The organism is Pseudomonas sp. GW821-FHT07F01, from assembly GCF_059418825.1.
The window spans coordinates 486,070-512,444 of record NZ_JBWKQO010000001.1 but is presented as its reverse complement, the minus strand read 5'-3'; the positions used below and the strand labels follow the sequence as shown (position 1 = coordinate 512,444).

The window sequence follows — 26,375 nt, the reverse complement described above, 5'->3', positions numbered from 1 at the left end:
CGGCAGCCTGGAGCTATTGGCGAAAATCCTTAAGATACCCCCCGCGCCCACGCCCCCTGGAAAGGACTCTGCCCCATGCATCGCCTCTACCGTTTCTGCCTGTTCGGCATGGCCTTGCTGTCGAGCATTGCCGCCAGCGCCGCGCCCACCGACCAGGAACTGATCGCTGCCCTGTACGCCAAAGTCCAGGCCCGGCAGGACTGGCAGGCCCAGGCCAGGCAATGCCCCGGCGACAACATGCCGGCCAGGGCCGCGATACGGGCCACGCAGGCCAACCGCTGCGAAACCCCGGAGCAGCTGGGAGCCTGCCTGCAGCGCTGCGAGGCCGGCGACGGCAACGATTGCTACTGGCTGGCAACCACCCTGCAACAGGCCAAAGGGCCGGCCGAAGGCTATGAACCGCTGTACCAGCGCGCTTGCAGCCTGGGCCTGGTCTCCGGCTGCACCAACCGCGCCGCCGGCATGCTCACGGCCGACGCCGACAGCCAGGGCACCCGGCACTGTGCAGTGCAGACCTTCAACAAGGCCTGTGAGCTGGATGACCCCTGGGCCTGCACCATGTACGGCTTCCACCTGAGCCGGGGCATAGGCGTAGCGCCCGACGCCGATCTGGCGCTGAAGGTGCTGGATAAATCCTGCAAGCACGGCCCCGCCGACCCTGCCTGCAGCGGTGCCCGCCAGTTGCAGGAAGACATTCGCAACGCCCTTGAGGCGGCGAAACGCTGAATCGTCCCGGGAACGGTCTCGCTGGCAGGAGCCGACTTGCCAGCGCCCGGGCGTTCAAGAACCGCGCGGCGCCACCGGGCTTTCGCGATTGCGCTTGAAACGCTGGCGCAGCCACTCGTAGCCGCTGACCATGACAATCCCCGCCAGCACCAGCAACGCGCCGAAAATGAAGTTCGGCTCCAGCGGCTCATGCAGCAGCCAGACCCCGAAACCTATGCCGAACAGCGGGGTCATGAACGACAGCACGCCCAACCGCGAGGCCGGGTAGCGGCGCAGCAGGGTGAACCAGATCAGGAAGCTGGCGAACGACACCACCAACACCTGAAAGCCCAGGCTGGCGACCACCAACGGTGTGAAATGGATGCTGGTCTGATCGGTCAGCAGCGCCGCCAGCCCGAGCCAGACAAAGGCCCCCAGCAGTTGATACTGCAGGGTCCGGGTGGTGGGGCTGGAGGCTAGCCGCGAACAGCGCACCACCACGGTGGTCGCGCCCCAGGCGACCCCGCCCAGCACCCCGAGAAAATCCCCCAGCAGCACATGGCTGCCACCGCCGTGCCCGGCCGCGGCGGGGCCGCTAAAGGCCACGACTATGCCACCAAAGGCCACGCCGATACCCAGCCACTGCGCGGGTTTCAACCGCTCGGCCGGCATCAGCCAGTGCAGCCCCAGGGCGGCGAAGATCGGCGCGGTATAGAGAAAGATCGCCATGTGCGAGGCCGTGGTGTAGCGCAGCCCTTCACCCACCAGCAGAAACTCCAGGGCGAACAGCCCGCCCACCAGCAGGCCCGGGCGCCAATGGCCGTCACCCAGCCCCAGGCGCTCGCCGCGCCAGCACATCAGCAGGCCCACCAGCAGCGCCGCGCCGCCGGAGCGCAGGGCAATCTGCAGCACCGGGGCGATGTCCGACGCAGTGGCCTTGAGCGCCACCTGCTGCAGGCCCCAGATCGCGCACAGGCCAACCATCAGGCTGCAGGCGGTGGCATCCAGGGGTTGGCGAGTGGCCATGGCAGATCCTTCATCGAGAAAAAGTGATGAAGGATTGTCCGCCTGACAGTTTTCCTAGATATAGTTTTAATCCGCCAGCCCATAGCACTTATCCGCCAACCGGTGCCCGACATGAACAAAGCCGCGCAACAGTTGCACCTGCCGCCTTTCAGCGAAGCCCTGCCGGCGCCGATCTTCTTTCGCGCGGCCAATCTGCCGGCCCACGCCACCTACCCGCGCCACCGCCATCCGTGGGGCGAGTTCGTCTATGCCTACAGCGGGGTGATGGAAATCGAGCTGGGCGACCACCATTACCTGGCGCCGCCGCAGTACGGCATCTGGCTGCCGCCGAATGTCGAGCACATGGGCTTCAACCGCCACGAAGCCTGCCACTGCTCGCTGTACCTGGCGCCCGAGCTGTGCACCGCCCTGCCCGCCCGGCACTGCGCCCTGAGCCTCAGCCCGCTGGTCCTGGCGCTCCTGGACGACTTGCGCCAGGCGCCACCGGGCCTGCCCCAGAGCGACGAGCAACAGCGCATGCTGCAGGTGCTGGTGGACAAGCTGGGGCATGCCTCCTGCGCCGGCAGCTACCTGCCCTCGTCCGACGACCCGCTGCTGGGCCCGGTGCTGCGCACCCTCAAGGCCAACCCCGGCGACCCGCGCTCGCTGCCGCAACTGGCCCATGCCGCCAACACCAGCGAACGCACGCTGATGCGGCGCAGCCAGCGCGAGCTGGGCATGTCACTGGTGGAATGGCGCCAGCGCCTGAAAGTGGTGCAGGCCCTGGCCCTGCTGGAACAGGGACGGACCGTGGAAAGCATCGGCCTGGACCTGGGCTACAGCAGCGCCTCGGCCTTTATCAGCATGTTCCGGCGGATGATGGGCACCACCCCGGATGAATACCGCCGCCAAGCCATGGGGCGCGACTGAGCCCGGCGCGCCTATTGATGCTGCACCTGCATCATGGAACTGACCTGCACCTGCGCGTGCATCTGCTCCGCCCCGCCACCGCGACGCATGCCGCGTACCGGGCAGGCGTCCAGATAATCCAGGCCCACCGCCAGTTTCAGGTGGCGCTCGGGGCGGTCCAGGCGGTTGGTCACGTCGAAGCTGTACCAGCCGTCATCCAGCCAGGCTTCGGCCCAGGCATGGCTGGCCAGGTGGCTCTGGTCCTCGGTGCACAGGTAGCCGGACACGTAGCGCGCCGGTATGCCCAGGCTACGGGCGCAGGCCAGGAACGCATGGGTGTGGTCCTGGCAGACGCCGGCGCCGCCGGCAAAGGCTTGCGCGCCGGTGCTGCCGACCCCGGTGGCGCCAGGGCTGTAGGGCATGTGCTCGGCCAGGGCCTGCATCAGCTCGATCAGCGCGGCGCGATCGCGGCGCTCGCCACAATGCTGTCGGGCAAAGTCGCTCAGGGCCGGGTCGGCCTTGCTCAGGTGGCTGCTGCGCAGGAACGGCAGCGGCGACTGGCTGTCGCCCTCCACTTCGCGCAGCGGGTCGATCTGCACTTCGCCGAAAGCGCTGAGGACGATCGCGCCGTGGGGCTCGTCCAGGGTCATGACGTGGAGGATGTTGCCGTAGGGATCGCGCTGGGCACGCACCCGCCGCGGCAGCTCCAGGTGCCATTGGAGGATCTGCTGGCGCAGGCTGTTCTGGGGCGTCAGGCGCAGGAACTGGATGCTGGTGCAGACTTCATCGGTGTAGCTGTAGGTCGTGTCGTGACGAATGGACAGTTTCATACCACCTCCAGATAGGACTCGTGCACGGTTTGCCCCAGGTGGCGGATCTGAGCGATGCAGTCGGTCAGCCACTGGTGCAGCCCGGAGTCGAGAATCTCGTTGATCCCGGTGTAGCGCAGCCGCGCATTCAGCTCGGCGGCCAGGCGCTGGGCCGGGCGGCCGTTGTCCCCCGGCAGCGCGGCGAGGATCTGGTCCAGCTCCTCGACGCAGGCGTGCAGCGAGCGCGGCACATCGGCGCGCAGCAGCAGCATTTCGGACACCTGCTCGGCCCCCGGGGCATTGCGGTAGATCTCGTTGAACGCCTCGAAGGAGGACAAGGCGCGAAGCAAGGCGCTCCACTGGTAGTAGCCGCGGGCCGAATCGTCGCTGACCTCCTCGGACTCCTCGCCGAACATTTCATAGCGCGCATCCAGCAGGCGCAGGGTGTTGTCGGCGCGTTCGATAAAGGTTCCCAGGCGGATAAAGCGATAGGCATCGTTGCGCATGATGGTGCCGGCGGTAGCGCCGCGGAACAGGTGCGAACGCTCCTTGACCCACTCGCAGAACTGGCTGATGCCATAGCGCCCCAGGCCGTTGCGGGCGATGTTGCGCATCTCCAGCCAGGTGGCGTTGATGTTTTCCCACATGTCGGCGGTGATCCGCCCGCGCACCGCGTGGGCATTGCTGCGTGCCGCGCGCAGGCAGCAGTAGATGCTGCCCGGGTTGCTCTCGTCGAGGGCGAAGAAATGCAGCATGCGCTCGCTGTTGAGTTCGCCGTGGCGCTGGTGGTAATCGTCCAGGGTGCCGGCGGCCAGCAGCGACATGGCCAGTTCGGCCTGGCCGTCGCCGCGCCCGGCCTGGGGCATCAACGACAGCGAGTAACTGACTTCGAGCATGCGTGCCAGGTTCTCGGCACGCTCCAGGTAGCGGGACATCCAGTACAGATCGGCTGCGGTTCTTGAAAGCATGGTTCAGTCCTCCACCACCCAGGTGTCTTTGGTGCCGCCGCCCTGGGACGAGTTGACCACCAGCGAGCCCTCGCGCAACGCGACCCGGGTCAGGCCGCCGGGCACCAGGCGGGTTTCCCGGCCCGAAAGCACGAACGGCCGCAGGTCGATATGCCGCGGCGCGATGCCGCTTTCGACAAAGGTCGGGCAGGTGGACAGCGACAGGGTCGGCTGGGCGATATAGGCCTCGGGCCGGGCCTTGATCCGCACGCGGAATTCCTCGATCTGCGCCGCCGTCGCCGCCGGCCCCACCAGCATGCCGTAGCCGCCGGAACCCTGGGCTTCCTTGACCACCAACTGCGCCAGGTTGGCCAGCACGTGGGACAGTTCGGCGGGCTTGCGGCACTGCCAGGTGGGCACGTTCTTGAGGATCGGTTCCTCGCTGAGGTAAAAGCGGATCATCTCGTCCACATAGGGGTAGATCGACTTGTCGTCGGCCACCCCGGTGCCCACGGCATTGGCCAGCACCACGTTGCCGCAGCGGTAGGCGGCGATCAGCCCGGGCACCCCGAGCATGGAATCGGGGTTGAACGACAGCGGGTCCAGGTAGGCGTCATCCAGGCGTCGGTAGATCACGTCCACCGCCTGGGCACCGGCGGTGGTGCGCATGTACACCCGGTCGTCACGCACGAACAGATCGGCGCCTTCCACCAGTTCCACGCCCATCTCCCGGGCCAGGAACGCATGTTCGAAATAGGCACTGTTGAAGCGCCCCGGGGTCAGCACCACCACGGTCGGGTTATCCAGGGGGCTGGAGCTTTTCAGGGTGTCCAGCAGCAGGTTCGGGTAATGGTCGATGGGCGCGATGCGCTGGGCGGCGAACAGTTCGGGGAACAGGCGCATCATCATCTTGCGGTCTTCGAGCATGTAGCTGACACCGCTGGGGGTGCGCAGGTTGTCTTCGAGCACGTAGTAGCTGCCGTCGCCGTCGCGCACCAGGTCGACCCCGGCGATATGGGCATAGATGCCGCGGTGCAGGTCCAGGCCCTGCATCGCCACCTGATAGCCCTCGTTGGCCAGCACCTGTTCGGCGGGGATGATGCCTTCCTTGAGAATCCGCTGGCCGTGATAGAGGTCGGCGAGGAACAGGTTCAGCGCCTGCACCCGCTGGATGCAGCCGCGCTCCACGGTGCGCCATTCGCTGGCCTTGATACTGCGGGGAATGATGTCGAAGGGAATCAGGCGCTCGGTGCCCTGCTCGTCGCCGTACAGGGTGAAGGTGATACCGGCGCGGTGGAACAGCAGGTCGGCTTCGCGCCGGCGCTGGTCCAAAAGTTCCAGAGGAGTGTCCGCCAGCCAGCGGGCAAACCCCTGGTAGTGAGGCCGGCAGACGCCATCGGCAGCATACATTTCATCAAAGAAAGCGCGGGACATAGCCAACTCCTTGCCGTGACGTGAACGGCTTTTTATTTGAACCCTGTGTGTGCGTGACCCGGCTTCGAGCGTGAGGGGCCCAGCCCCCCTGAAAGAGTGATAGCAATCGCTATGCCGCAAATGCACGGTGCGCCGCCCCGGAGGTGGCCCGTGGCAAAAATGACCGCTTAGCGACAAATAGATTCAAAAAAGAGACACAAAGAAAGCTGGAGAACACCCAGCAGCAAAGCCCCAGCAGCGTAGCCGGCGCCGCTCGCGGCCCTGCGCGAACAGAATCGGTGCACAAAGCCCCCGCGCTGCATGTTTTGCCCCGTTATCGGGAGTTTTCCGGCCAATGCCGCCCCACAGCGCGGCCTTGAGGCGCCATCGCGGGGCCCTGAGCACTGACCATCAGCGCACCATCAAGGTTCAAAGACTTGGCGCCGCTGCCCCCGGCAACCTCAGGCGCCCGGCAGGCACGCCAGAATCAGGGCCAGCGCCTGCTGCGGTGAGAGCTGCGCGGTGTCCAGGCGCAGCGGCGAGCTCGCCCAAGGCTGATAGTCATGCTCGAGCACCGATTGCCAGCTGGGCGGGCGCAGGCCCGGCACGTCCAACTGGCGGGTCTCGACCCGGCGCCGATGCTCCGCAAGATCGGAGCACACCACCTCGATCTCCAGCAGCCTCACCCCCTGTCTGCTGGCCAGGGCCTGCCAGGCCTGGCGGCTTTCCTGCACCGGATTGACGCAGTCGGCCAGTACCCGGTTGCCCAGGGCCAGGTTGGCCTCGGCCAGTTGCAGGGCAATCTGGTAGCCGGCCTTGCCCACCTGCGCCAGGCCAGCGTCACGCAGGCCCTGTTCGATGCTGTCGATGCGCAGGTAGGTGGCCGCCAGGTGTGGCGCCAGGGTACGGGCGATGGTGGTCTTGCCGGTACCCGGCAAGCCGCTGAAAACGATGAGCATGCAAGGCCCTGCCAACGTTGAAGGACGCACAGCTTTACCACTATTGCCGCACGCGTCCAGCCCCGGGCTTGAGGACGGGCCGCCACTAGCCCTGATCCAGGGACGCCCGACCACCGCCCGGCAGCGCACTTGCCCAAGCCCCGGCAACCCAGGAAAATGGGCCGCTTTCTGCGCCCTCCCGTGATCTACACTAACGTCCAGCATTGACGGTAGGCCCTTGTATAGCGGGCCACTCAGCCTGCCACTCCTTCTCGACTCATCCGTGTGCCGTAATTCGTTCAGGAGCCCCGATGCCTCGCTTCATCCTGCCCCTGCTGATGTGGCTGACATGCCTCCCGGCGATGGCCAACCCCGCGTTCTCCTTGCAACTGCTCAACTATGAATCTCCCCACCACCAGCCACTGCCATTGAGCGGCGACGATTGGCAATGGCTGCGCAACAAGCGTGAACTGGTTCTGGGCACCTCGCAGCAAAACCTGCCACCGCTGGAAATGGTCAACGAAGCCAAGGAATACGAAGGCATCACCGCCGACTATGCCGGCCTGCTGGGCGATGCCCTGGGCGTGAAGATCAGCGTTCGCGCCTATGACACCCGCGAGCAGGTGTTCAGCGCCCTGGCCAAGGGCGAGATCGACTTCATGGGCAGCGTCACCCAGGGCGAGGCCGAGCGACGTCAACTGTTGCGCAGCCAGATCTATCTGGCCAATCGCCCGACACTGGTCGCTCGCCTGGGGGATTCACCGTCGCTGAAAAACGGTTTGCAGGGGTACAGGCTGGCCATTTCCCTGGACAGTATCAGCCTGCCCGTGGCCCAGGCCATGTACCCCAAGGCTCGGATCGAAAGCTACGCCAGTGCCGATGCGGCCATGGCCGCGGTAGCCTTCGGCGATGCCGACATGCTGCTTGGCGACGCAGTGCTGGCGCAGTTTCTGATCTCGCGCAACTACAGCGACTACCTGCGGATCATCTACAGCGGCCCGGCCAGCACCAGCGGCTTCAGCTTTGCAGTGGCCCCCGACAACCAACGCTTGCAGCATCTGCTCGACAACGCGCTGCAAGCAGTCCACAAGGAACAGGGCACCAGCATCCGCAATCGCTGGGGCGACCGTCTGCTGCTGAGCATGGAGAAAACCAGCCTGACGGCCGAGGAACAGCGCTGGATCGAAAACAACCCGGTGGTGCGCATTGGCATTCACCGCTACCTGCCGCCGATGTCCTACTTCGACGCCGACAACAATTACCTGGGCATTACCGCCGACCTGCTGACCATGCTGGAGGCCAAGACCGGGCTGAGCTTCGACATCACTGCGCTGCCCAGCTTCAAGGACCTCAACGAGGCCGTGCGCAACGGCCGGGTGCAGATGGTTGCCGACCGGGCGCGCACCCCAGAGCGCGAAACCTACCTGCAATTCACCCGGCCCTACCTGGTCGGGCCCTACATGCTGGTCACCCGCGACGCCGCCGATGCGCCGAAAAGCCTCGAAGACATGGCCGGCAAGACCCTGTTGATCGGCAGCGGCCATGCCCTGGTATCGCAGTTGCGCCAGCGCTATCCACAGATCCGCATCAAAGAGGTGCAGACCAACTTCGAAGCCCTGTCGCTACTGCGCGACCACAAGGCAGACGGCACGGTGCAGGCGGAAATCGCCGTCAGCTTCAACCTGCCGCGCATCAAGGAGGACCAGCTCAAGGTCAGGCCAGCCCTCGACCTGCCGTTGCTCAATGAATCCTTTGCCGTGCGCCGTGACCAGCTGGAGCTGTTCAGCATCATCGACAAGTCCTTGCGCAGCATCTCGCCCGACGCCATCACCGAGCTCAACAATCGCTGGCGCTCCAAGGCCGCCGTCGCCCCGCCCTCCTGGCGCGACTACCGCACCACCCTCTACCTGGCCGGGGCCGGTTCGATACTCCTGTTACTGATCTCCCTGGCCTGGGGCTACGCCATGCGACGCCAGGTTCGCCAGCGCGAAAAGGCCGAACACGCCCTCAACGATCAGTTGCGCTTCATGGACGCACTGATCAACGGCACGCCCAACCCGATCTACGTGCGCGACCTGAAGCGGCGCCTGGTGATCTGCAACGACAGCTACCTGAAGAGCATGGGCACCGATCGCCAGAGCATGCTGGGGACCGATCTCGAACAATTGGCGGTGCCCGAAGCCGAGCAGTTCTCCAAGGACTTCCAAAGCATCTTCGACGGCGGCCCGCCCTTGCTGATCGACCGTACGGTGCATATCCGCGGCCAGGAGATGCGGATCTACCACTGGATGCTGCCCTATCGAAATGCCGAGGGCGAAATCCAGGGCATCATCGGCGGCTGGCTGGACATCAGCGAACGCCAGCAACTGCTGCAAGAGCTGACCCAGGCCAAGGATGAGGCAGACAAGGCCAACCGGGCCAAGACCACCTTCCTGGCCACCATGAGCCATGAGATCCGCACGCCCATGAGCGCGGTGCTGGGCATGCTCGAACTGGCGCTCAAGCGCGCCGATCAGGGCCAGTTCGACCGGCCCTCGATCGAGGTGGCCTACAGTTCGGCGCAAACCCTGCTGGAACTGATCGGCGATATCCTCGACATCGCCCGGATCGAGAGCGGCCACCTGAGCCTGAGCCCGGAGCGGGCCAACCTGCGGGGGCTGGTGGAGCCGGTGTTCCGGGTCTTCGACGGCCTGGCCCGGCAAAAGGGCCTGCGCCTGGAATTGGAGCTGGACAGCCACGCCGCTGACGACGTGCTGGTGGATCCACTGCGTTTCAAGCAGATCCTCTCCAACCTGATCAGCAATGCCATCAAGTTCACCCAGCAAGGCGGTGTACAGGTGCGCCTGGCAACCGGGCCCAGCGAACCGGAGTACCTGGCGTTGCTGCTGACGGTCAAGGACAGCGGTATCGGCATCGCCGCCGACGATCTGCAACAGCTGTTCAAGCCTTTCAGCCAGGTGCTCGGGCAGCATCAGGATGCCCGTTCCGGCACTGGCCTGGGGCTGGTGATCTGCCGCACCCTGTGCGAAATGATGGGCGGCACCCTGACCCTGCACAGCCAGCCCGGGCTGGGCACCGAGGTGCGGGTGCAACTGCGCCTGAGCCGCCTGCCCGCCCTGCCGCAGGCCCCCACCGTGCTCCCGCCTGCCGCGCCAGCGGTCGCCGCGCGGCAGGCGCTGCATATCCTGGTGGTGGATGACAGCCAGGCCAACCGGCAGTTGCTCTGCGAGCAGTTGAAGTACCTCGGCTACTCGTTGAGCCAGGCGAGCAATGGCGCCGAGGCGTTCAAGATCTGGCGAGAGGAGCCCTTCGACCTGGTCATCACCGACTGCAACATGCCGGTCATGAGCGGCTATCAACTGGCCCGGCATATTCGTGCGAGCGAACGCGAACAGCAGAGCGCGCCCGTGCACATCCTCGGCTTTACCGCCAATGTCCAGCCCGAAGAGGAACAGCGCTGCCGCGATGCCGGAATGAACGGCTGCCTGTTCAAGCCCATCGCCCTGCCCGACCTCGATCTGCGCCTGCGCTCCCTGGCCGCCCTGCCCCGCGTGCAATCGCAGGCCCCCCGCGAGCGCTACGACATCCAGCAACTCGACTACCTCACCAATGGCAACCCCAAGGTCATCCAGCGAGTACTGCGCGGCTTGCACCAGAGCAACCAGAAAGACCTCATGGACATCCGCGAGCAGCTGGCCAGCGAGACCCACCAGGGGGTTGCCGACCTGGCCCACCGGATTCGCGGCGCGGCGCAAATCATCAAGGCACAGGTGCTGATCCAGCAATGCGAATACCTGGAGCGAGCCTGCCTGCAGGGGGCCGCCAGCACCGAGATCAAGGCCGCACTGGCTCGCCTGGAGCAGGCCATGCTGGAGCTCGATCGCGACCTGCTCGATGCCCTGCAGCCCGAATGATGCACGGCCCGGGCTCTCGAACTGGAGCTTGCAGGCTTCAGCCGCCGAGGCGTTGCAATTCAATGACGGCCGAGGACGACAGCGGCCGGGCCGGCTGGATCAGGGCCATGCCAAAACGCTTGCTGATGTAGCGTCCGCCGGTGCCGGTCAGGCTCAGGGCGCGGCTGTCCAGGTCCCGGATCAGCCATTTGCGCTCCAGCAAGGCCTGCAACAGCGCCGCCCCCAGGGCGCCCCCCAGGTGCGGACGGCGCATGCTCCAATCCAGGCACGGGCAGGCAAAGCGTCGACGCAAGGCCTTGAGCCCGGCCACCTCGATCCCCAGGCTGCGGAAAAACTCTTCGCCGCTGTCGCTGACCCGGTAGGCCTCACCCTCCTCGGCCGCCAGCAGCCAGCCGGCCTCGAACATCCGGTCGTGCAACTGCACCCCCAGGGTGCCCGCCAGGTGGTCGTAGCAGGTACGAGCGAACTGCAGGCGGTCCGGGGTGCGCGGAGTGAAGCTGGGTGCGCGGCCCTGGCCGATCACCATCAGCGCCTCCAGGGCCTGGGCCACCAGCGGGTCGCCGAGGCAGTAGTAACGGTGCCGGCCCTGGACCTGCACCCGCAATAGCCCCGCCTCCTTGAGCTTGGCCAGATGGGCGCTGGCGGTAGAGGTGCTGACCTCGGCAATCGCCGCCAGCTCGGTGCTGGTGCGTGCGTGGCCGTCCATCAGCGCACAGAGCATGCGGGTGCGCGCCGGCTCGGCGATGGCCGCCGCCACTTGGGATACCCCTATGTCGTTCTGCACTACATTCATATTTCGCTCCCTGACGAATCGTGTCTTCGAAAGGGTCAGGATAGTAGCAGCCTGGATATCTGCAGAACAAAGAGATAAATCATGGACGCGATCAGCGCTGCTACTCACTCAGACCCGTACTTCTACTACACCCGCCTCCGCGCCCGGGGCGGCCTGACCTACGATTGCGCCCTCAGGCTATGGGTCGCCAGCAGCGCCGCGGCGGTGGCAGCGGTGCTCGACCACCCGGCCTGCCAGGTGCGCCCCAGTACCGAGCCGGTACCCCAGGCAATTGCCGGAAGGCCGGCCGGGCAGCTGTTCGGCCGCCTGATGCGGATGAACGATGGCCCGCGCCAGCGTTGCCCGCGTGCGGCCATCGAGCCGGCCTTGCAGGGTCTCTGTACCGCCGGGTTGGAGGCCCATCTGGCCAGGTGGCAACCGGCCCTCGTGGCTCCGGCCTGCGCCGCCGACCTGCAACACTGGCAGTTCGTACTGCCGGTGGCGTTGCTGGCCAGCCTGCTTGGCGTCCCCGCCGAACAGTGCGAAACACTCGCCCGGCGCACCGGGGAATTCGTCGCCTGCTTCTCGCCCCTGAGCGATCAGCCCCGATTGCAGGCCGCCGACCGGGCAGCACTGGAGCTGGACGCGCAGATGCAGGCCCTGGTGCAGGCCCCGCAACACAGCCCGCTGCTGCGGCAGATTCTCGACCGCAGTGGTGAGCTTGCTCCAGCGGACCTGCGGGCCAATCTGGCGGGCCTGCTGGCGCAGACCCATGACGCCTGCGCCGGCCTGGTCGGCAACAGCCTGGTCGCCCTGCTGGCTGCACCGGCCATGCAGCAGCGCCTGCGCCAGGAACCGGGCCTGCTGGGCGACTGGCTGCTGGAGCGCCAGCGCCTGGACCCGCCGGTGCAGAACACCCGGCGCTTCATCACCGCACCCTGCACCGTGCACTGCGTGGAACTGCAAGCCGGCGAAACCATTCTGGTGCTGCTGGCCGCGGCCAACCAGGACCCGGCGCTAGCCGCCATTACCGGCAGCAACCCGGCGCATCAGGGCTTCAGCTTCGGCGCCGGAGCCCACCGCTGCCCTGGCCGGGAGCTGGCCCTGGGCATAGTCCAATGCCTGTTGCGCGCCCTGTTGCAGGGCCCCGGCCTGGATGCACTGGCCCTGGACTGGCAGTACCTGGCCTCGGTCAACGGGCGTATTCCGCTGTTCAGCGACCGCGGGGAGGCCGAACAATGATCGCGGTGATCTTCGAAGTACTGCCAGCTTCGGGCCAGCGCGACGCCTACCTGGAGCTGGCGGCCGGGCTGAAAAACCAGCTGGGGGAGATCGACGGTTTCATCTCCATCGAACGTTTCCAGAGCCTGGCCCAGCCGGAAAAACTGCTGTCCCTGTCGTTCTGGCGTGACGAGCAGGCCGTGGCCCAGTGGCGCAACCTGGAATGCCACCGCCAGGCGCAGGCCCGGGGCCGCGGTGAGGTATTTGCCGACTACCGGCTGCGGGTGGCGACGGTGCTGCGCGACTATGGACTGCAAGAGCGTTGCCAGGCCCCTGCGGACAGCCGCCGGTTGCATGGCCGCTGACACCGTCGGCCTTGGCCCGGCGCCCGGCTTGAGGTAAAACGTGCGCCCGCGGTGGCGGCACGCGCCACCACCTAGCCCGGAACAAGGAGCCTGCATGCTGTTTGTGGTGATGCTGGGGGGCAAGCACCCCAGAGCGAAAATCGAAGTCCATGATGTGCAGTTCGTGGTCGCCGACAGCCTCGAAGCGGCCTACCCGCAACTGCGCGAAGGCTGGTTCGGCAGCCCGGCGGGGTTGCACATCGACTCATGGATGCGGGTGGACGGTATCGACGACTACAGGCTCGAACTCAGCGCCCTGGCCCCGGCGGCGGATGCGCCACGCCTGTACTTCATCAACCTGGGCGGCTATGAAGCAGCGACCTTCGGCGAAGCCCACCGTTACCTGCTGGTGGTGGCCCGGGACAAGGCGCAGGCCAAGGCCAAAGGCAAGCAGCAGATGCTTGCCCACTGGCACAAATCCCACACCGATGCCCTGCTGGACGTCGACGACTGCCTGCCCATCGACCTGGCGGACGGCCGCTACGTGCACCTGGTGAAGGGCCCTCACCAGGGCATCGTGCAGCACAACGACTACATCATCCTGTAGCCGCCGGCTGGCCGGCGAAGGCGGTCTTGCGGGCCCTTTCGCTGGCAAGCCAGCTCCTACAGGGGCGGTGTGATCCTGTGGCAACCGGCTGACTGGCCAGTGAAGCGCGCGCAGGCCGGCTATGCTGGCGTTTTTCTTCAGGGAGCAGAGCCATGCCGCTATGTTTGCGCAACGCACAGCAAGACGACACCCAGCGCCTGAGCCAGATCGCCCGCCAGACCTTTGCCCTCGCCTGCCCGCCGGACACCCCGGCAACGGAGATCGAGGCCTTTATCCAGGAAAACCTGCTGCCCGAACATTTCAGCGCACTGCTGGAAGCCCCCGGCAAACAGTTGCGGGTGCTGCTCGATGACAACCGGGTCATCGGCTACAGCCTGGTCAACCTGCACCCGCAGGACCTCGGGGTGGCCGGTGCCGACGGCATCGCCGAGCTGACCCGTTGCTACCTGGATGCCGCCCACCATGGCAGTGGCGCCGCCCAGTTCCTGCTGGCACAGACCCTGGCACAGCAGCCCGGCCCCCTGCGCCTGACCGTCAACGAACACAATGCCCGGGCGATCCGTTTCTACCAGCGCAACGGCTTTGTGAGGGTCGGCGAAACCCTGTTCCCCTGCGGCGCCGACCTGCACCGCGACTGGGTCATGCTGCGCCGTTGAAGCGGCCCCGCCATCAGCCCGCGCCAGGCGTCAGGTCAGCCAGTTCAAGGTCATCGATGGATACCACTTGCTCCAGCAGAAAGGCGCGCAGGCCGTCGATCTGTTCCCGGCGCGGGCTGTCCCGCAGCCACACCAGGTAATAGCCGTCCCCCGAGGCCAGCGCACGGGGAAACGGCAGGCTGACCAGGCCCTGGCGGATGTCCTCGGCCACCAGGTACAGGTCGGCGATGGACAGCCCGTGGCCACGCATGGCCGCGCAGATCGCCTGGTCCAGGGTGTCGAAGACGTTGCCCCGGTCCAGCCGTACCTGCCCCAGCAGGCCCTGGGCCTGCAGCCAGCGCCGCCAGTCGCGGCGGTCCGCCGAAGGGTGGATCAGTGGCGCCTCCCTGAGCCGTTCCAGGGTCCAGGGCGGCGCATCCACAGCCTCCGGAGGGCCGATGGGAATCAGCCACTCATCGAACAGCTTGCAGGCCTCGACCCCGGCGCCGAACTGCCCGTTGCCCAGCAGAATCGCGCAGTCATAGGGCTCGGCATGAAAATCCACATGATCGAAATCCATCCACACGCTGGCCAGTTGCACCGCCAGCGACGGCTGCTGGTGCTTGAGCTGGTCCAGGGCCCGCAGCAGCCAACGCATGGTCAGTGTCGAAGGGGCCTTGAGGCGTAATTGGCCACTGCCGCTGCGCAGCGGCAGACAGGCGTCCTCGATGATCCGGAACCCGGCCTTGAGCTCCCGGGCCAGGCGCTGCCCGACGTCCGTGAGTACCAACCTGGGGCCGTGGCGCTCGAACAGGCGGCAGCCGAACTGGCTTTCCAGGGTGCGGATATGCCGGCTGATGGCGCTTTGGGTCAGGGACAGCTCCTCTGCGGCCCGGGTGAAGGAGCTGGAACGGGCCGCCACTTCAAAGGCGCGCAAGGCATAGAGCGGCGGCAGGGACTCGACCATCGGCAAGCACTCAGCATGATTAAAAATCATAGTAGGTCACAGCTTTTTGCGTTTTTCAACGCAGGCTCAAGCCTTCAGGCTAGGGCCTTTGCCAATGACCGAGGAGTTGCCGGGTGGATGTGAACATGTCGTTATTGCTGGCCTATACCTTGAGCGTGCTGATGCTGGTGGCGACCCCGGGGCCGGTGGTGGCGCTGATCGTCAGCACCAGCATGAACGCCGGCCCGCGCCAGGCGCTGCTGACCGCCCTGGGCACCAACGCGGCGTCGTTGCTGCTGGCCCTGCTGGCGGTGCTGATGCTCTCCGGCGGGCTGGCCCTGGACCCACGGCTGATCCACTGGATCAGCGTGCTGGGCTGCTGCTTCATTGCCTGGCTGGCCGTGCAGGGGTTACGCGAGGCGGCCACCCAACCCGCTGCGCAAGCACCGGCCAAGCCCCTGGCCGGACGCGGCAGGGGCCTGGCCACCGGCTTTGTGGTGGGCATCGGCAACCCCAAGGACATCATCTTCTTTGTCTCGTTCTTCCCCCAGTTCATCCAGGTCGGCCGCACCTTCGAACACAGCGCACTGCTGCTGACCCTGGTCTGGGTACTGATCGACCTGGCGGTGCTGGGGGCCTATATCCTGGTGGCGCGCCAGGGCTTCTCGCTGAAGTACAAGCGCCTGGTGACGGGGGTGTCGAGCCTGGTGCTGCTGGCAGTGGCCGTGGTGGGGCTGGCCTATTCGCTGCTGGAACTGTACCGCCCGGGCGCCACCTGAGGCGCCCGGCTTCAGACGCTGCGCAATTCCAGGGTCAGGTGCGACAGCCCGGGCAGCGCGGCCAGGCGCGCACGCACGGTCTCGGCACTGAGCGAGGCCCGGGCCACCACACTGACAATCGCCGCCCGGGCCCCGGGGCCCACCTGCCACACGTGCAGGTCGACGATACTGGCATCCCCCGGCCCTTCCACCGATGCGCGGATCTGCCCGGCCACCTGCTCATCGCTGGCATCGAGCAGCACCGCGGCGCTGGACTTGATCAGGGCATAGGACCAGCGGGCAATCACCAGCGCGCCGACAATGCCCATCGCCGGGTCGAGCCAGACCCAACCCAGGTAGCGCCCGGCCAGCAGCGCGGCAATGGCCAGCACCGACGTCAGGGCATCGGCCAAAACATGCACATAGGCCGAACGCAGGTTGTTGTCGCCCCCGGCCCGGTGCGACTGGTGATGCTCGTGATGCTCGTGATGCTCGTGATGCTCGTGATGCTCGTGATGCTCGTGATCATGAGAGTAGCCGTGGGAATGGCCATGATGGTCGTGCCCCCCGCCCAGCAGCCAGGCGCTGAGAATGTTCACCAGCAACCCCGCCACGGCGATCAGCGTGGCTTCGCCAAAGGCCACGCGAGTGGGCTGGAACAGCCGCACCAGGGATTCGCCGGCAATGCCCAGCGCCACCAGGCCGAGAATGATGGCCGAGGCAAAGCCCGCCAGGTCGCCGACCTTGCCGGTGCCGAAACTGAAACGCCGGTTGCCGGCATTGCGCCGGGCAAAACCGTAGGCCGCCGCCGCGATGCCCAGGGCCCCGGCGTGGGTGGCCATGTGCAGCCCATCAGCCAGCAGGGCCATGGAACCGGTGAGGTAACCGGCGACGATCTCCCCCGCCATCATCACCACCGTCAACAGCACCACCCACAGCGTGCGGCGGGCGTTGTCGTCGTGATCAGCACCGAGAAACTGATGATCGTGGGCCAGGTGTGCAGCCTGCTGAGACAGGTTCATGAGCGGCTCCTACTTGGAATAACGGCGGATGGCTTCAAGCAGTTCATCCACGCCCCGGGCCCGCTCGGCATCGCTGAGCTCGGGGTTGGCCACGTGCTCCAGGGCATGGGCTTCGATGATCTCGCCCATCAGGCCGCTGATGGCGCCCCGAGTGGCGGCCACCAGGTGCAGGGTCTTGCCGCAGTCGGCCCCGCTTTCCAGGGCTCGCTCCACAGCCTGGACCTGGCCGAGAATGCGCCGGACCCGCTTGAGCAGCTCATCTTTCTGCGCGTGAGTGTGCGACATACCTATACCCCCTATACCTATATAGAGCGCATCTTGCTCCCCTGCCCTCGACAACGCAAGCCGGCCCGACGATGCCGAACGGTTCAAGCGCAGCCAGTATTTTGCGCGGATCGACACCTGGGACTGGGAGGTCGATACCCAGCGCCTGTACTGGTCGGAGGCGATCTACGGCATGTTCGGCTTCCAGGCGATGTACGAGGCCCGGCGCAGCGGCAACTACCACTACCGTCTCGGGCAATAAGCCGCTTGCCTAGGCCTCGGCGCCTTCGCCCAGCAGGCGTTGGCGCAGGAATCCCAGGGCGCCCTGGAACAGCGGGTGCCATTGCTCCGACGGCAGGCTGGCCAGGGGCTGCCAGAAAAACTCGAACCGATGGCCGCCGTCATCCGCGGCGAAATGGCTCCAGCTTTCCGGCAACGGCGCTGGCACCCGGCATTCATGGAAGGCCCACACCTGGCCGCAGAAACCCGAATGCCAGAGCCCCAGGAAACCGCTTTCCCCGGCCTGGACACCGGCCTCTTCCGCCAGCTCGCGAACGGCCGCAGTAGCCGTGGACTCCCCCGCCTCCACCGTGCCCTTGACCAGTTGCAGGCCGGCCAGCGGATGGCGGAAAGCCAGGATCTCCAGCTCGGTGGAATGGCGCAGCACCACCGGGCAGGCTTTATTGGCACGCATCGGCCCCTCGCTCCTCAAGCCTTCAATCGTCCCGGGTCAGCACTTCCAGCAACTCGATCTCGAAGATCAGGTTGGAATTGGGCGGGATGGCGCCCATGGAACGCTCGCCATAACCCAGGTGCGCCGGCACCAGCAGCTTGCGCTTGCCGCCCACCTGCATGCCCATCAGGCCCTGGTCCCAGCCCTTGATCACCCGGCCGGTGCCGATCACGCACTGGAACGGTTTGCCACGATCATAGGAGGAGTCGAAGCTGCTGCCGTCCTCCAGAAAGCCCCGGTACTGGGTGGTGATCAAGGCGCCCTTGACCACAGCCTTGCCGTCGCCCGGCTGGATATCGATGACCTGCAATTCGTCGCTCATGGTTCACTCCCGTTCAAGCATTGCCCCGTCACGGGACTGCGGCGCGCTTTTTCGCAGAATTGCCCCGGCTTGGCAATCACTGTGGCGCAACCTCGATCAGGGTATCGGTATCGAGAAAGATCGCCCCCAGCGCCATCGCGACCTCCTCGACGCTGGCGAGCCCCGGCTTCCAGCTGATCTCAAGGCTGGGCAAGCCCCGGCACCAGGCCTGGGAATCGCCAAAATGCAGGGTCAGGCGGCCCGGGGCCAGCAGCACCTGGCGGATGCCGCCATAGCCGGACACTGCCTGGCCGCCCAGTTCCACATGGTAAGTGTCCATGCCCAACTGCCGGTCCTGCTCGTCAAAGCATTCGGCGCGCTGCAACAGCAGGTAGTGCCCGGGCTGCTGCCTGTCGTCGGCAAAGCCCAGGATCTGCACCTCGTCTTCAGTGCAGGCACTGTAGCCAGTGGCATGAAATTTCAAACTCATCGCTCCTTGCTCCTTATTCGCGGTCACTGGCGCAACAGCCCGCTTTCATAATCCAGCCAATCCTGCTCAAAGCACTCCTGCAGGTACTCCAGCACGCTGTCCAGCGCCACCGAGGCAGGCACATTGACAGCAAGGAACGCCTTGCTCATGCCTTCCCAGCTGCAGCCCAGGGCGTTGATCCGCGCCAGCACCTCGGGGGTCCGGGCCCTGCCGGCGTCAAAGAACACCAGGCGCAACGTGCTGTTGCCACTGCTGCGCCCGACCCGCCTGAACCACTTCAGGCCATCGGCCTCCACCTGGACTTCGACGTCGTCCTCGTAACAGGCATCCTGGGAGTAGAACGGAAGGTTGGCGATACGGTACAGGCCATCGGGCTGGCGTTCGGCCCAGACCCCTTTGCTGGCCACCGGCGGATAGTCGTCCACCACCGTCAACCTGAGCATGATCTTGTCCATCACCTGTCCCTGGTTCATTGAATAAAAGGCAGCGGAGCCCTTCGGTCCCCGCGCAAGCCGAGCGCTTTTTCGCAGAATTGCCGCCCCTTGGCAATCATTGACGGGTCGCCGGCGAAGGTGTGTCACCGAACAGGAAGATTCCGTTACCATTGCCGCCCCCACGCCTCACTCGATAAGGACATCCCATGGCCACCGCCGATATCGTCGCCCTGGTGCTGCTCGCCGCTCTGGCGCTGTACCTGGTCAGCCTCTACAACCGCCTGACCACCCGGCGTACCCGTCTGCGCAATGCCTTCGCCCAGATCGAGGTGCAACTCAAGCGCCGCTACGACCTGATCCCCAACCTGCTGGAAACCGTCAAGGGCTACCTGCAGCACGAGCGCCAGACCCTGACCGCCCTGGCCGAGGCCCGCAACAGTGCCCGGGATAGCCTGCAAGCCGCCGCCGCGCAACCCGGCGACAGCGCACGCATCGCCCGCCTGGGCCAGGACCAGGGTGCCCTGGACCAGGTCCTCGACCGCCTGCACCTGAGCCTGGAGGCCTACCCGGAACTCAAGGCCTCGCAGAACATGGCGCAACTCAGCGAAGAACTGACCAGCACCGAGAACAAGGTCGCCTACGCACGCCAGGCCTTCAACGATGCAGTGACCGACTACAACCTGTGCAAGCAGCGGGTGCCGGCACTGTTTTTCGCCGGGCTGTTCGGCCACCGGGCCGATGCCGCCCTGCTGCAATTTGCCGACAGCGCGCGCATTCAAGACGCCAGCAAAGTCTCCTTCCAGTAACTGCACCTGCCCCCGGAAACCTGCATGAAGTTCTTTCAACACCAGGCCCGAGCCCGGCGCCACACCCTCAAGCTGGTGCTATTGATGACCCTGGCGGTAGCCACCCTGGTCAGCCTCAGCAGCCTGGGGCTGGGCCTTGCATGGCGCGAGCTGAGCCAGGAATACAAGCAGCCCAAGGTCTTGAGCTGGACCGCAGTGGCCGTGGTGGCGCTGCTGATGCTGCTGGTGGTGCTGTTGGGCAGTTGGTACAAGAGCTGGCGCCTGCGGGCCGGCGGCAAGATGATCGCCGAGCATCTGGGGGGGCGCTTGATCAACGACTCTCCACGAGGCAGCGAGGAACAGCGACTGCTCAATATCGTCGAGGAAATGGCCCTGGCCTCGGGCGCCACCATGCCGGCCGTGTATGTACTGCCGGAAGACGCAATCAACGCCTTCGCCGCCGGACTGACCCCGCAGCAGGCCGTGCTCGGCATCACCCGCGGAGCCCTGGTCCACCTCGACCGCGACGAGTTGCAGGGCATGGTGGCTCATGAGTTCAGCCACATTCACAACGGCGACATGCGCCTCAACACCCGCCTGCTGGCCGTGATCCACGGCCTGCTGGTGTTCAGCCTGGCGGGCATCGCGGTGCTGCGCCAGGCTGAAAAGCAGCACCTGGGCAGCGACCGCCACCGCTTCTTCTGGCAGATCATCTTCGCCGTGCTGGGCCTGGCCCTGCTGGTCTTCGGTTCCCTGGGCAGCCTGCTGGGCAACCTGATCAAGGCCGCCATCTGCCGTCAGCGCGAGTTTCTCGCCGATGCCTCGGCGGTGCAGTTCACCCGCAACCCCCAGGGCATTGCCGGCGCCCTGAAGAAGATCGGCGGCAGCAGCGCCGGTTCGCGCCTGCGCGCCTTCGCCGCCGCGCAGTACAGCCACCTGTATTTTCACCAGGGGGTGAAACTGCGCCTGGGCCGCCTGATGGCCACCCACCCACCGCTGGCTGCGCGCATCCAGCGCCTGGACCCGCAGTGGGATGGGCGCTTTGCCCCCCTGTAGGAATCCCACGTGCCTGACGATCCACGCCTGAATCCCGCCGCACAACCCGAGCACCTCCAGGCCGCCGCCAGTCTGCTGGGCCGGCGCCTGCAGGCACTGACCCACGCCCAGTATCTGTACAACGGGCAGGTGCTGACCGATGGCTGTGGCGCCCTGCAACTGGATGGCCAGGACGGCAGCCAGGTCAGCCTGTTCCTGCTCGCTGACGGGGAAAGCGTCGGCGCCGCACAAAGGCCCATGCGCCTGCCTGAGGGCTTTGAACTCGAGGCCGGCGTGCGCTGTGCGTGGGAGGCCCGCGACCTCTTGCCCAGGCTGGCGGCCAGCCACCTGCAGGGCGCATTGATCGTCCGGGTGCAGGGGCTGTTCGACAACTGGCCAGAACTGGGACGCACCTTTCTCTGCGGTTTCCGGATCGACTTCGACAGCGGCGACTTTGTGGTTTTCTACAACCAGGGCGATGACGCCACTGCCCTGCTCAACCAATTGCCATCTGACACCCAGGGGGCCCACAGCCTTTGGCGCGACCTGCTCTGAAGGACCGCAAACCCGGCCACGGCCTTTGTCCTGCATTCATTTTTTTGCGCCGATCATCGCGGCGACCAACCGCCGCTGAAAGCGTCACCGATGGCTGTCTATCATCAGCCATGGAACCTTCCGCGCAGCGTTTTACCTGGAGTCCTGCCCATGCCCCATGAAGGCAACCTGCTACAAGCCGCCGTCGTGTTCCTCTGCGCCGCCGTGCTCATCGTGCCCCTGGCCAAGCGCCTGCAACTGGGGGCCGTGCTCGGCTACCTGCTGGCCGGGGTGCTGATCGGCCCCTCGGTGCTGGGCCTGGTGGGCAACCCCCAGAGCGTCAGCCATATCTCCGAGCTGGGGGTGGTGCTGCTGTTGTTCATCATCGGCCTGGAGCTGTCGCCCAAGCGCCTGTGGGTGATGCGCAAGGCGGTGTTCGGCGTCGGCCTGGCCCAGGTGCTGCTGACCGGGATGCTGATCGGCGTGGTGGCGCTGTTTCTGTTCGGCCAGTCGCTCAACAGTGCCATTGTCCTGGGCCTGGGCCTGGCCCTGTCGTCCACCGCCCTGGGCCTGCAAAGCCTGGCCGAACGCAAGGAGCTGAACAGCCCTCATGGGCGCATGGCCTTCGCCATCCTGCTGTTCCAGGATATCGCCGCCATTCCACTGATCGCCATGGTCCCGGTGCTGGCCGGTGGCGATCACCACACCAGCAGCGCCGAGGACCTGCGCCACGGCCTGCAAGTGCTGGGCAGCATCGCCGTGGTGGTGGTGGGCGGGCGCTACCTGCTGCGCCCGGTGTTTCGCATCGTGGCCAAGACCCGCTTGCCGGAAGTCTCCACCGCCACTGCCTTGCTGGTGGTGATCGGCACCGCCTGGCTGATGGACCTGGTGGGCGTGTCCATGGCCCTGGGCGCCTTCCTCGCCGGCCTGCTGCTGGCGGACTCGGAATACCGCCACGAGCTGGAAGCACAGATCGAACCCTTCAAGGGCCTGCTGCTGGGGCTGTTCTTCATCAGCGTCGGCATGGGCGCCAATATCAGCCTGCTGCTCAGCGCGCCCATCGCGGTGCTGGGCCTGACCCTGCTGCTGATCGCCCTCAAGCTGCCGCTGCTGTTCGTGGTCGGGCGTCTGGCCGGTGGCCTGGGACGCGAGAGTGCGGTGCGCCTCGGGGTGGTGCTGGCGGCGGGCGGCGAGTTCGCTTTCGTGGTGTTCAAGATCGGCCGCGACCAGGGCCTGTTCGAGCCCCGCCTGTATGACCTGCTGGTGCTGACCATCACCCTGTCCATGGCCCTCACCCCACTGCTGTTGCTGGCCTGCACCCGCTGGCTGAAACCCAAGGCCAAGCCGGTGGAAATGCCCGCCGAGTATCGCCGGATCGATTCCGACGGGCCGCGGGTGGTGATTGCCGGCATGGGCCGCATGGGGCAGATCGTGGCGCGGATCCTGCGGGCACAGAAAGTGCCCTTCGTGGCCCTGGACACTTCGGTGGAAACCATCGAACTGATCCGCAGTTTCGGCGGCATGCCGGTGTTTTACGGCGACCCGTTGCGCCCGGAGATCCTCAGCGCGGCCAAGGTCGGCGAAGCGGAGTACTTCGTCATTGCCACCGACGACCCGGAAACCAATATCAAGACCGCCGAGCAGGTCAGCCGGCTCTACCCGCACCTGAAGATCATCGCCCGGGCGCGCAACCGCCAGCACGTGCACCGGCTGGTGGACCTGGGGGCCCAGGCGGTGCGGGAGACCTACTATTCCAGCCTGGAAATGAGCCGCCGCACCTTGGTGGGGCTGGGCTTGAGCCAGGCCCAGGCCGATTCGCGGATCCAGCGTTTCACCCAGCACGACGAACAACTGCTGGCGGCCCAGCATGCCGTCTACGACGACGCCGCCAAGGTCCTGCAAAGCGCCCAGGAAGCCCGCGCCGAACTGGCCCGGCTGTTCGAAGCCGACGAACAGGACGAACAGATCGAAAGCCCGCTGCCGCCGATGCGCTGAGGCGCCAGGCCCTGCGCCACCTCGCAGGAGTCGGCTTGCTGGCGAAGGCGGTCTCAAGGACGCCGGGGAATGATCTGAGGGCCGTGGTGTACCCTTCGCTGGCAAGCCAGCTCCTACAGGCCGGCACGACACACCGTAGGAGCCGGCTTGCCGGCGAAGGCGGCCTCAGCAACACCGCAAAACGATCTGCATGACGCAACACGCCCTCCGGCGGCTACCGACAGATTCTGTCAGCAGAGGGCGTGTAGAGTGGACGCCGCCCCGGCTTTGAATGGATACGCCCCATGAGTTCTACCCAAGAGCAGGCCCCCGCCCTCAAGGAAATCTTCAACCAGCAGCGCCTGATGCATATCGCCGACGCCATGCACGCGGTGCACCCGGCCTTCGACCGCCAGGGGTTCGTGCAACGGGCCGGCCACGGCCTCGCCGAGCTGTCGCTGATGCAGCGCCTGGCCCGGGTCAGCGAGAGCCTGCACCAGGTACTGGGCCTGGACTACCCCAGCAGCCTGGAGCTGCTGCAAGCCCTGGCGCCGCGCCTGAACAGCCGCTTCGTGTGCATCTTCCTGCCCCACTACGTGGCCAGCTACGGCCTGCATGACTTCGAGCTGTCCATGGCGGCGCTGAAGTACTTCACCGGCTTCGGCTCATCGGAGTTCGCCGTGCGCCACTTCTTGCGCCAGGACTGCCAGCACACGCTGGCCGTGATGCACGAGTGGGCCACGGACAGCGATGAACACGTACGCCGCCTGGCCAGCGAAGGCAGCCGCCCGCGCCTGCCCTGGTCGTTCCGCCTGGAGCAGTTGCAGGCCGACCCGCAACTGGCGGCGCCGATCCTCGAACGCCTGCGCAATGACCCCAGCCTGTACGTGCGCAAGTCGGTGGCCAACCACCTCAACGACATCACCAAAGAGCACCCGCAGTGGGTCCTGGAACGTCTTGAAGGCTGGCCCCTGGAGCAGCCGCACAGTGGCTGGATCGCCCGTCATGCCTTGCGCAGCCTGATCAAGCAGGGCGACCGCCGGGCCCTGGCGCTGATCGGCGCCGGGGCCCGGGCCGAGGTCCAGGTTTGCCGCTTCCAGGTGGCCCCCGGGCAATTGCGCCTGGGGAACAGCCTCAACCTGTCCCTGACCCTGGTCTCCACCTGCTCGCACGAACAGCGCCTGGTGGTGGATTACGCCATCGACTACGTCAAGGCCTCCGGCGCCACCGCGAGCAAGGTGTTCAAGCTCAAGACCTTCACCCTGCAAGGCCTGGCCCAGGTGGAGCTTGGCCGCAGCCAGCAGATCCGCGAACTGACCACCCGCCGCCACTATCCGGGGCGCCACGGCGTGCGATTGCTGGTCAACGGCGAACCCCTGGCCACAGGCCATTTCGACTTGCTCGTCCCCTGATCCCCAAGGAAGCCCCATGGCAATCATCAGCAAATGGGCGAAATCCATCGCCCGGGTCCTGGAAAGCAGCTTCAGCGTCAGCAGCACCATCGCCAGCCACTCCGGCGTCCTCGGTGACGCCCGGGAGAGTTTCATCCGTGACGTCCTCAAGCGCTTTCTGCCGAGCAACATCAGCATCGGTGCCGGGCAGATCATCGACTCCGAAGGGAGCATCTCCAAGCAGATCGACCTGATCATCTACCGCAACGATTTCCCCACGCTGCGTACCTTCGGCTCGGCGGACGTGTACCTGATCGAAGGGGTGATCGCCACCGTGGAGGTCAAGTCCCAACTCAACGAGAAGAGCCTGTTCGAGGCGCTGGAGAACGGCAAGTCGGTGCGCAACCTCAAGCCCTCGGTGCTGCGCCACTCCCTGGACGAGTACAGCGCCCGCATCTATGGACGCGACTATCAGAACCTGACGGTGTCGCAGATGAATTCGGTCATGGGCCTGGTGCTGCCGCCAGCCTATGTGTACGGGTATCGAGGCTACCCCGGCAGCAGCCTGGAGCTTTTGCGCAACAGCCTGAATGCCTGGCACAACATCCCCGACCGTGCCGGCGAACTGGACGTGACACTGATGCCCGAGGTCATTGCCACCCAGGGCTGTGTGACCCTGAAGAACCTCAACAACCACCTGGCCCTGCCCCGGCCCGGCGCCGCCGACCTGGAGGCCTGTCGCCAGAGCTACAACACGGCCATGTCCAGCAGCATGAGCAAGCAGGAGTTCTTCGGTTGCTTTCGCGAAAGCAACGCTGAGAGCTTCGACTACGGCATCGCCATCAAGGCCTACGAAACGCCGCTGCAATACCTGATTTCCAGCTTGCTGGAGGCGGTGACCTCACGCATCGGCTACCAGCAACTGGGGGGGACGGCGATCCAGTACAACCTGTTGAAGTACCACCTGAGTGAAGAGATGGAGGGCGGCTGGTCCGGCGCCGCGATCAACCTGACCCGGGTGCGTGATCCCAAGCTGGATCTGGCGGGCAAGTTCGGCTTGTGGAAGGCCGGGGCCTGAAGCGATCGACAGGGCCCGCAAACCGCGACTGGGCGCTCAGCCCGTCGTGGCCTTCGTGGGCAGCGCGATCAAGTGCTCGCTGCAGCCGAAGCCACCCACTGCGTCGTCGTACCAGAACACTTCCACCACCGCGATGCAGCCGTCATAGGACTGCCCTACCAGCGTGCCGTCGGCCTTGAACACCCGCAGGTAGCCGCCAACGCTGTAGCGCGAGCTGTCGCCATCGCCGGGCATGGTCATGGTGGGAATCCAGGTGCGCCAGCTGAACAAGCGGTACTTCTGGTAGTAGAAGGCCTGGTCGGCGCTGTAGTCGCGGCCCTGATACGGCGTGCCGTAGTAGAACGAGCCATAGGCCTGGTACGCCAGGTACAGCGCCAGCGCGGCGCCGAGAATGAGGTTGATCTTTTTCAT

General features: G+C 66.0%; 28 protein-coding genes and 1 pseudogene. 15 read left to right on the top strand and 14 right to left on the bottom strand.

What is annotated here, in order from left to right; translation table 11 throughout:
* Positions 1–75 precede the first annotated feature (75 nt).
* Positions 76–726, top strand: a complete 651-nt coding sequence (locus AC07R1_RS02410) for an SEL1-like repeat protein (protein WP_019094320.1) — start codon at positions 76–78, stop codon at positions 724–726.
* 54 nt (positions 727–780) lie between these two features.
* Here the strand turns inward: AC07R1_RS02410 and AC07R1_RS02405 are convergent, their stop codons facing one another.
* Positions 781–1,731: a DMT family transporter gene (locus AC07R1_RS02405; protein WP_401019625.1), complete on the bottom strand. Its 951-nt coding sequence runs from the start codon at positions 1,729–1,731 to the stop codon at positions 781–783.
* A gap of 111 nt (positions 1,732–1,842) precedes the next feature.
* On the opposite strand from AC07R1_RS02405, the gene AC07R1_RS02400 reads away from it, so the two are divergent.
* Positions 1,843–2,640, top strand: coding sequence for an AraC family transcriptional regulator (locus AC07R1_RS02400; protein ID WP_011060818.1), 798 nt, complete (start codon positions 1,843–1,845; stop codon positions 2,638–2,640).
* Between the two features lie 11 nt (positions 2,641–2,651).
* Here AC07R1_RS02400 and AC07R1_RS02395 read toward each other — a convergent pair whose 3' ends face one another.
* The 4 genes from AC07R1_RS02395 to AC07R1_RS02380 form a co-directional block, all read right to left on the bottom strand.
* Positions 2,652–3,449: a transglutaminase family protein gene (locus AC07R1_RS02395; protein ID WP_011060817.1), complete on the bottom strand. Its 798-nt coding sequence runs from the start codon at positions 3,447–3,449 to the stop codon at positions 2,652–2,654.
* Positions 3,446–4,396 (bottom strand): alpha-E domain-containing protein, encoded by a 951-nt coding sequence (locus tag AC07R1_RS02390; RefSeq protein ID WP_011060816.1) that lies wholly within the window; start codon positions 4,394–4,396, stop codon positions 3,446–3,448. The genes AC07R1_RS02395 and AC07R1_RS02390 overlap by 4 nt, the downstream gene beginning before the upstream one ends.
* A gap of 3 nt (positions 4,397–4,399) precedes the next feature.
* Positions 4,400–5,809, bottom strand: coding sequence for a circularly permuted type 2 ATP-grasp protein (locus AC07R1_RS02385; RefSeq protein ID WP_401261061.1), 1,410 nt, complete (start codon positions 5,807–5,809; stop codon positions 4,400–4,402).
* Between the two features lie 440 nt (positions 5,810–6,249).
* Positions 6,250–6,747, bottom strand: a complete 498-nt coding sequence (locus AC07R1_RS02380) for a P-loop nucleotide/nucleoside kinase family protein (RefSeq protein WP_047336485.1) — start codon at positions 6,745–6,747, stop codon at positions 6,250–6,252.
* 290 nt (positions 6,748–7,037) lie between these two features.
* On the opposite strand from AC07R1_RS02380, the gene AC07R1_RS02375 reads away from it, so the two are divergent.
* A complete protein-coding gene (locus tag AC07R1_RS02375) occupies positions 7,038–10,640 on the top strand; it encodes a transporter substrate-binding domain-containing protein (protein WP_495110059.1) in 3,603 nt (1,200 codons plus the stop codon).
* A 37-nt stretch (positions 10,641–10,677) separates the two neighbouring features.
* Here the strand turns inward: AC07R1_RS02375 and AC07R1_RS02370 are convergent, their stop codons facing one another.
* Positions 10,678–11,433 (bottom strand): ArsR/SmtB family transcription factor, encoded by a 756-nt coding sequence (locus AC07R1_RS02370; RefSeq protein ID WP_072452299.1) that lies wholly within the window; start codon positions 11,431–11,433, stop codon positions 10,678–10,680.
* 81 nt (positions 11,434–11,514) lie between these two features.
* Between AC07R1_RS02370 and AC07R1_RS02365 the strand changes: the two genes are divergently transcribed.
* The 4 genes from AC07R1_RS02365 (at position 11,515) to AC07R1_RS02350 (ending at position 14,240) form a co-directional block, all read left to right on the top strand.
* On the top strand, positions 11,515–12,654 hold the full coding sequence (locus AC07R1_RS02365; protein WP_495110058.1) for a cytochrome P450: 1,140 nt from the start codon (positions 11,515–11,517) through the stop codon (positions 12,652–12,654).
* Entirely contained in the window at positions 12,651–12,998 is a 348-nt protein-coding gene (locus tag AC07R1_RS02360; RefSeq protein ID WP_047286049.1) for an antibiotic biosynthesis monooxygenase family protein, read from the top strand. The genes AC07R1_RS02365 and AC07R1_RS02360 overlap by 4 nt, the downstream gene beginning before the upstream one ends.
* A 94-nt stretch (positions 12,999–13,092) precedes the next feature.
* Positions 13,093–13,584, top strand: a complete 492-nt coding sequence (locus AC07R1_RS02355) for a DUF1543 domain-containing protein (protein ID WP_019094385.1) — start codon at positions 13,093–13,095, stop codon at positions 13,582–13,584.
* Positions 13,585–13,736: 152 nt separating this feature from the next.
* A complete protein-coding gene (locus AC07R1_RS02350; protein WP_011060808.1) occupies positions 13,737–14,240 on the top strand; it encodes a GNAT family N-acetyltransferase in 504 nt (167 codons plus the stop codon).
* A 13-nt stretch (positions 14,241–14,253) separates the two neighbouring features.
* Here AC07R1_RS02350 and AC07R1_RS02345 read toward each other — a convergent pair whose 3' ends face one another.
* Positions 14,254–15,186, bottom strand: coding sequence for a LysR substrate-binding domain-containing protein (locus AC07R1_RS02345; RefSeq protein ID WP_053150902.1), 933 nt, complete (start codon positions 15,184–15,186; stop codon positions 14,254–14,256).
* A gap of 119 nt (positions 15,187–15,305) precedes the next feature.
* On the opposite strand from AC07R1_RS02345, the gene AC07R1_RS02340 reads away from it, so the two are divergent.
* Positions 15,306–15,944, top strand: coding sequence for a LysE family translocator (locus AC07R1_RS02340; RefSeq protein ID WP_210458814.1), 639 nt, complete (start codon positions 15,306–15,308; stop codon positions 15,942–15,944).
* Between the two features lie 11 nt (positions 15,945–15,955).
* On the opposite strand, the gene dmeF is transcribed toward AC07R1_RS02340, so the two are convergent.
* Positions 15,956–16,945, bottom strand: a complete 990-nt coding sequence (dmeF, locus tag AC07R1_RS02335; RefSeq protein ID WP_495110057.1) for a CDF family Co(II)/Ni(II) efflux transporter DmeF — start codon at positions 16,943–16,945, stop codon at positions 15,956–15,958.
* A gap of 9 nt (positions 16,946–16,954) precedes the next feature.
* Positions 16,955–17,230 carry a metal/formaldehyde-sensitive transcriptional repressor gene (locus AC07R1_RS02330; protein WP_011060804.1) on the bottom strand — a complete coding sequence of 92 codons (276 nt, stop codon included), beginning with the start codon at positions 17,228–17,230 and terminating at the stop codon, positions 16,955–16,957.
* A 67-nt stretch (positions 17,231–17,297) separates the two neighbouring features.
* On the opposite strand from AC07R1_RS02330, the pseudogene AC07R1_RS02325 reads away from it, so the two are divergent.
* A pseudogene (locus AC07R1_RS02325) lies at positions 17,298–17,417 on the top strand (sensor domain-containing diguanylate cyclase); the annotation flags it as partial.
* Between the two features lie 63 nt (positions 17,418–17,480).
* Here the strand turns inward: AC07R1_RS02325 and AC07R1_RS02320 are convergent.
* The 4 genes from AC07R1_RS02320 to AC07R1_RS02305 all read right to left on the bottom strand — a co-directional run bounded on the left by AC07R1_RS02320 (position 17,481) and on the right by AC07R1_RS02305 (position 19,188).
* Entirely contained in the window at positions 17,481–17,903 is a 423-nt protein-coding gene (locus AC07R1_RS02320) for an NUDIX hydrolase (RefSeq protein WP_065363786.1), read from the bottom strand.
* A 22-nt stretch (positions 17,904–17,925) separates the two neighbouring features.
* The gene (locus AC07R1_RS02315; RefSeq protein WP_011060802.1) at positions 17,926–18,264 is read right to left on the bottom strand and encodes an FKBP-type peptidyl-prolyl cis-trans isomerase; all 339 of its coding nucleotides are present in this window, start codon (positions 18,262–18,264) and stop codon (positions 17,926–17,928) included.
* Between the two features lie 76 nt (positions 18,265–18,340).
* Complete coding sequence (locus tag AC07R1_RS02310) at positions 18,341–18,733, bottom strand: Imm10 family immunity protein (RefSeq protein WP_401154635.1); 393 nt, start codon at positions 18,731–18,733, stop codon at positions 18,341–18,343.
* A 23-nt stretch (positions 18,734–18,756) separates the two neighbouring features.
* Positions 18,757–19,188, bottom strand: a complete 432-nt coding sequence (locus AC07R1_RS02305; RefSeq protein ID WP_495110056.1) for a DUF4265 domain-containing protein — start codon at positions 19,186–19,188, stop codon at positions 18,757–18,759.
* Between the two features lie 185 nt (positions 19,189–19,373).
* Here AC07R1_RS02305 and AC07R1_RS02300 point away from each other — a divergent pair, with 185 nt between their 5' ends.
* From AC07R1_RS02300 to AC07R1_RS02275, 6 genes are all read left to right on the top strand, one after another.
* Positions 19,374–19,973, top strand: coding sequence for a LemA family protein (locus AC07R1_RS02300; RefSeq protein ID WP_072452305.1), 600 nt, complete (start codon positions 19,374–19,376; stop codon positions 19,971–19,973).
* 24 nt (positions 19,974–19,997) lie between these two features.
* On the top strand, positions 19,998–21,008 hold the full coding sequence (locus AC07R1_RS02295; RefSeq protein ID WP_495110055.1) for a M48 family metallopeptidase: 1,011 nt from the start codon (positions 19,998–20,000) through the stop codon (positions 21,006–21,008).
* Between the two features lie 9 nt (positions 21,009–21,017).
* A complete protein-coding gene (locus tag AC07R1_RS02290; protein WP_125063575.1) occupies positions 21,018–21,542 on the top strand; it encodes a hypothetical protein in 525 nt (174 codons plus the stop codon).
* 150 nt (positions 21,543–21,692) lie between these two features.
* Entirely contained in the window at positions 21,693–23,516 is a 1,824-nt protein-coding gene (locus AC07R1_RS02285) for a monovalent cation:proton antiporter-2 (CPA2) family protein (RefSeq protein ID WP_011060792.1), read from the top strand.
* 284 nt (positions 23,517–23,800) lie between these two features.
* Complete coding sequence (locus AC07R1_RS02280) at positions 23,801–24,907, top strand: DNA alkylation repair protein (RefSeq protein WP_495110054.1); 1,107 nt, start codon at positions 23,801–23,803, stop codon at positions 24,905–24,907.
* A 16-nt stretch (positions 24,908–24,923) separates the two neighbouring features.
* Positions 24,924–25,964, top strand: a complete 1,041-nt coding sequence (locus tag AC07R1_RS02275) for a DUF6602 domain-containing protein (protein ID WP_019094397.1) — start codon at positions 24,924–24,926, stop codon at positions 25,962–25,964.
* Positions 25,965–26,000: 36 nt separating this feature from the next.
* Here AC07R1_RS02275 and AC07R1_RS02270 read toward each other — a convergent pair whose 3' ends face one another.
* The gene (locus AC07R1_RS02270) at positions 26,001–26,375 is read right to left on the bottom strand and encodes a hypothetical protein (RefSeq protein ID WP_019094398.1); all 375 of its coding nucleotides are present in this window, start codon (positions 26,373–26,375) and stop codon (positions 26,001–26,003) included.

Bases quoted from the DNA above. Each gene is read 5' to 3' on its own strand.
- AC07R1_RS02270 (WP_019094398.1), bottom strand. From the start codon at position 26,375: ATGAAAAAGATCAACCTCATTCTCGGCGCCGCGCTGGCGCTGTACCTG.
- AC07R1_RS02315 (WP_011060802.1), bottom strand. From the start codon at position 18,264: ATGAGCGACGAATTGCAGGTCATCGATATCCAGCCGGGCGACGGCAAG.
- AC07R1_RS02345 (WP_053150902.1), bottom strand. From the start codon at position 15,186: ATGGTCGAGTCCCTGCCGCCGCTCTATGCCTTGCGCGCCTTTGAAGTG.
- AC07R1_RS02280 (WP_495110054.1), top strand. From the start codon at position 23,801: ATGAGTTCTACCCAAGAGCAGGCCCCCGCCCTCAAGGAAATCTTCAAC.
- AC07R1_RS02355 (WP_019094385.1), top strand. From the start codon at position 13,093: ATGCTGTTTGTGGTGATGCTGGGGGGCAAGCACCCCAGAGCGAAAATC.
- AC07R1_RS02330 (WP_011060804.1), bottom strand. From the start codon at position 17,230: ATGTCGCACACTCACGCGCAGAAAGATGAGCTGCTCAAGCGGGTCCGG.
- AC07R1_RS02380 (WP_047336485.1), bottom strand. From the start codon at position 6,747: ATGCTCATCGTTTTCAGCGGCTTGCCGGGTACCGGCAAGACCACCATC.
- AC07R1_RS02305 (WP_495110056.1), bottom strand. From the start codon at position 19,188: ATGGACAAGATCATGCTCAGGTTGACGGTGGTGGACGACTATCCGCCG.
- AC07R1_RS02370 (WP_072452299.1), bottom strand. From the start codon at position 11,433: ATGAATGTAGTGCAGAACGACATAGGGGTATCCCAAGTGGCGGCGGCC.
- AC07R1_RS02285 (WP_011060792.1), top strand. From the start codon at position 21,693: ATGCCCCATGAAGGCAACCTGCTACAAGCCGCCGTCGTGTTCCTCTGC.
- AC07R1_RS02360 (WP_047286049.1), top strand. From the start codon at position 12,651: ATGATCGCGGTGATCTTCGAAGTACTGCCAGCTTCGGGCCAGCGCGAC.
- AC07R1_RS02300 (WP_072452305.1), top strand. From the start codon at position 19,374: ATGGCCACCGCCGATATCGTCGCCCTGGTGCTGCTCGCCGCTCTGGCG.
- AC07R1_RS02405 (WP_401019625.1), bottom strand. From the start codon at position 1,731: ATGGCCACTCGCCAACCCCTGGATGCCACCGCCTGCAGCCTGATGGTT.
- AC07R1_RS02395 (WP_011060817.1), bottom strand. From the start codon at position 3,449: ATGAAACTGTCCATTCGTCACGACACGACCTACAGCTACACCGATGAA.
- AC07R1_RS02350 (WP_011060808.1), top strand. From the start codon at position 13,737: ATGCCGCTATGTTTGCGCAACGCACAGCAAGACGACACCCAGCGCCTG.
- dmeF (WP_495110057.1), bottom strand. From the start codon at position 16,945: ATGAACCTGTCTCAGCAGGCTGCACACCTGGCCCACGATCATCAGTTT.
- AC07R1_RS02375 (WP_495110059.1), top strand. From the start codon at position 7,038: ATGCCTCGCTTCATCCTGCCCCTGCTGATGTGGCTGACATGCCTCCCG.
- AC07R1_RS02320 (WP_065363786.1), bottom strand. From the start codon at position 17,903: ATGCGTGCCAATAAAGCCTGCCCGGTGGTGCTGCGCCATTCCACCGAG.
- AC07R1_RS02410 (WP_019094320.1), top strand. From the start codon at position 76: ATGCATCGCCTCTACCGTTTCTGCCTGTTCGGCATGGCCTTGCTGTCG.
- AC07R1_RS02310 (WP_401154635.1), bottom strand. From the start codon at position 18,733: ATGAGTTTGAAATTTCATGCCACTGGCTACAGTGCCTGCACTGAAGAC.
- AC07R1_RS02275 (WP_019094397.1), top strand. From the start codon at position 24,924: ATGGCAATCATCAGCAAATGGGCGAAATCCATCGCCCGGGTCCTGGAA.
- AC07R1_RS02390 (WP_011060816.1), bottom strand. From the start codon at position 4,396: ATGCTTTCAAGAACCGCAGCCGATCTGTACTGGATGTCCCGCTACCTG.
- AC07R1_RS02295 (WP_495110055.1), top strand. From the start codon at position 19,998: ATGAAGTTCTTTCAACACCAGGCCCGAGCCCGGCGCCACACCCTCAAG.
- AC07R1_RS02365 (WP_495110058.1), top strand. From the start codon at position 11,515: ATGGACGCGATCAGCGCTGCTACTCACTCAGACCCGTACTTCTACTAC.
- AC07R1_RS02400 (WP_011060818.1), top strand. From the start codon at position 1,843: ATGAACAAAGCCGCGCAACAGTTGCACCTGCCGCCTTTCAGCGAAGCC.
- AC07R1_RS02385 (WP_401261061.1), bottom strand. From the start codon at position 5,809: ATGTCCCGCGCTTTCTTTGATGAAATGTATGCTGCCGATGGCGTCTGC.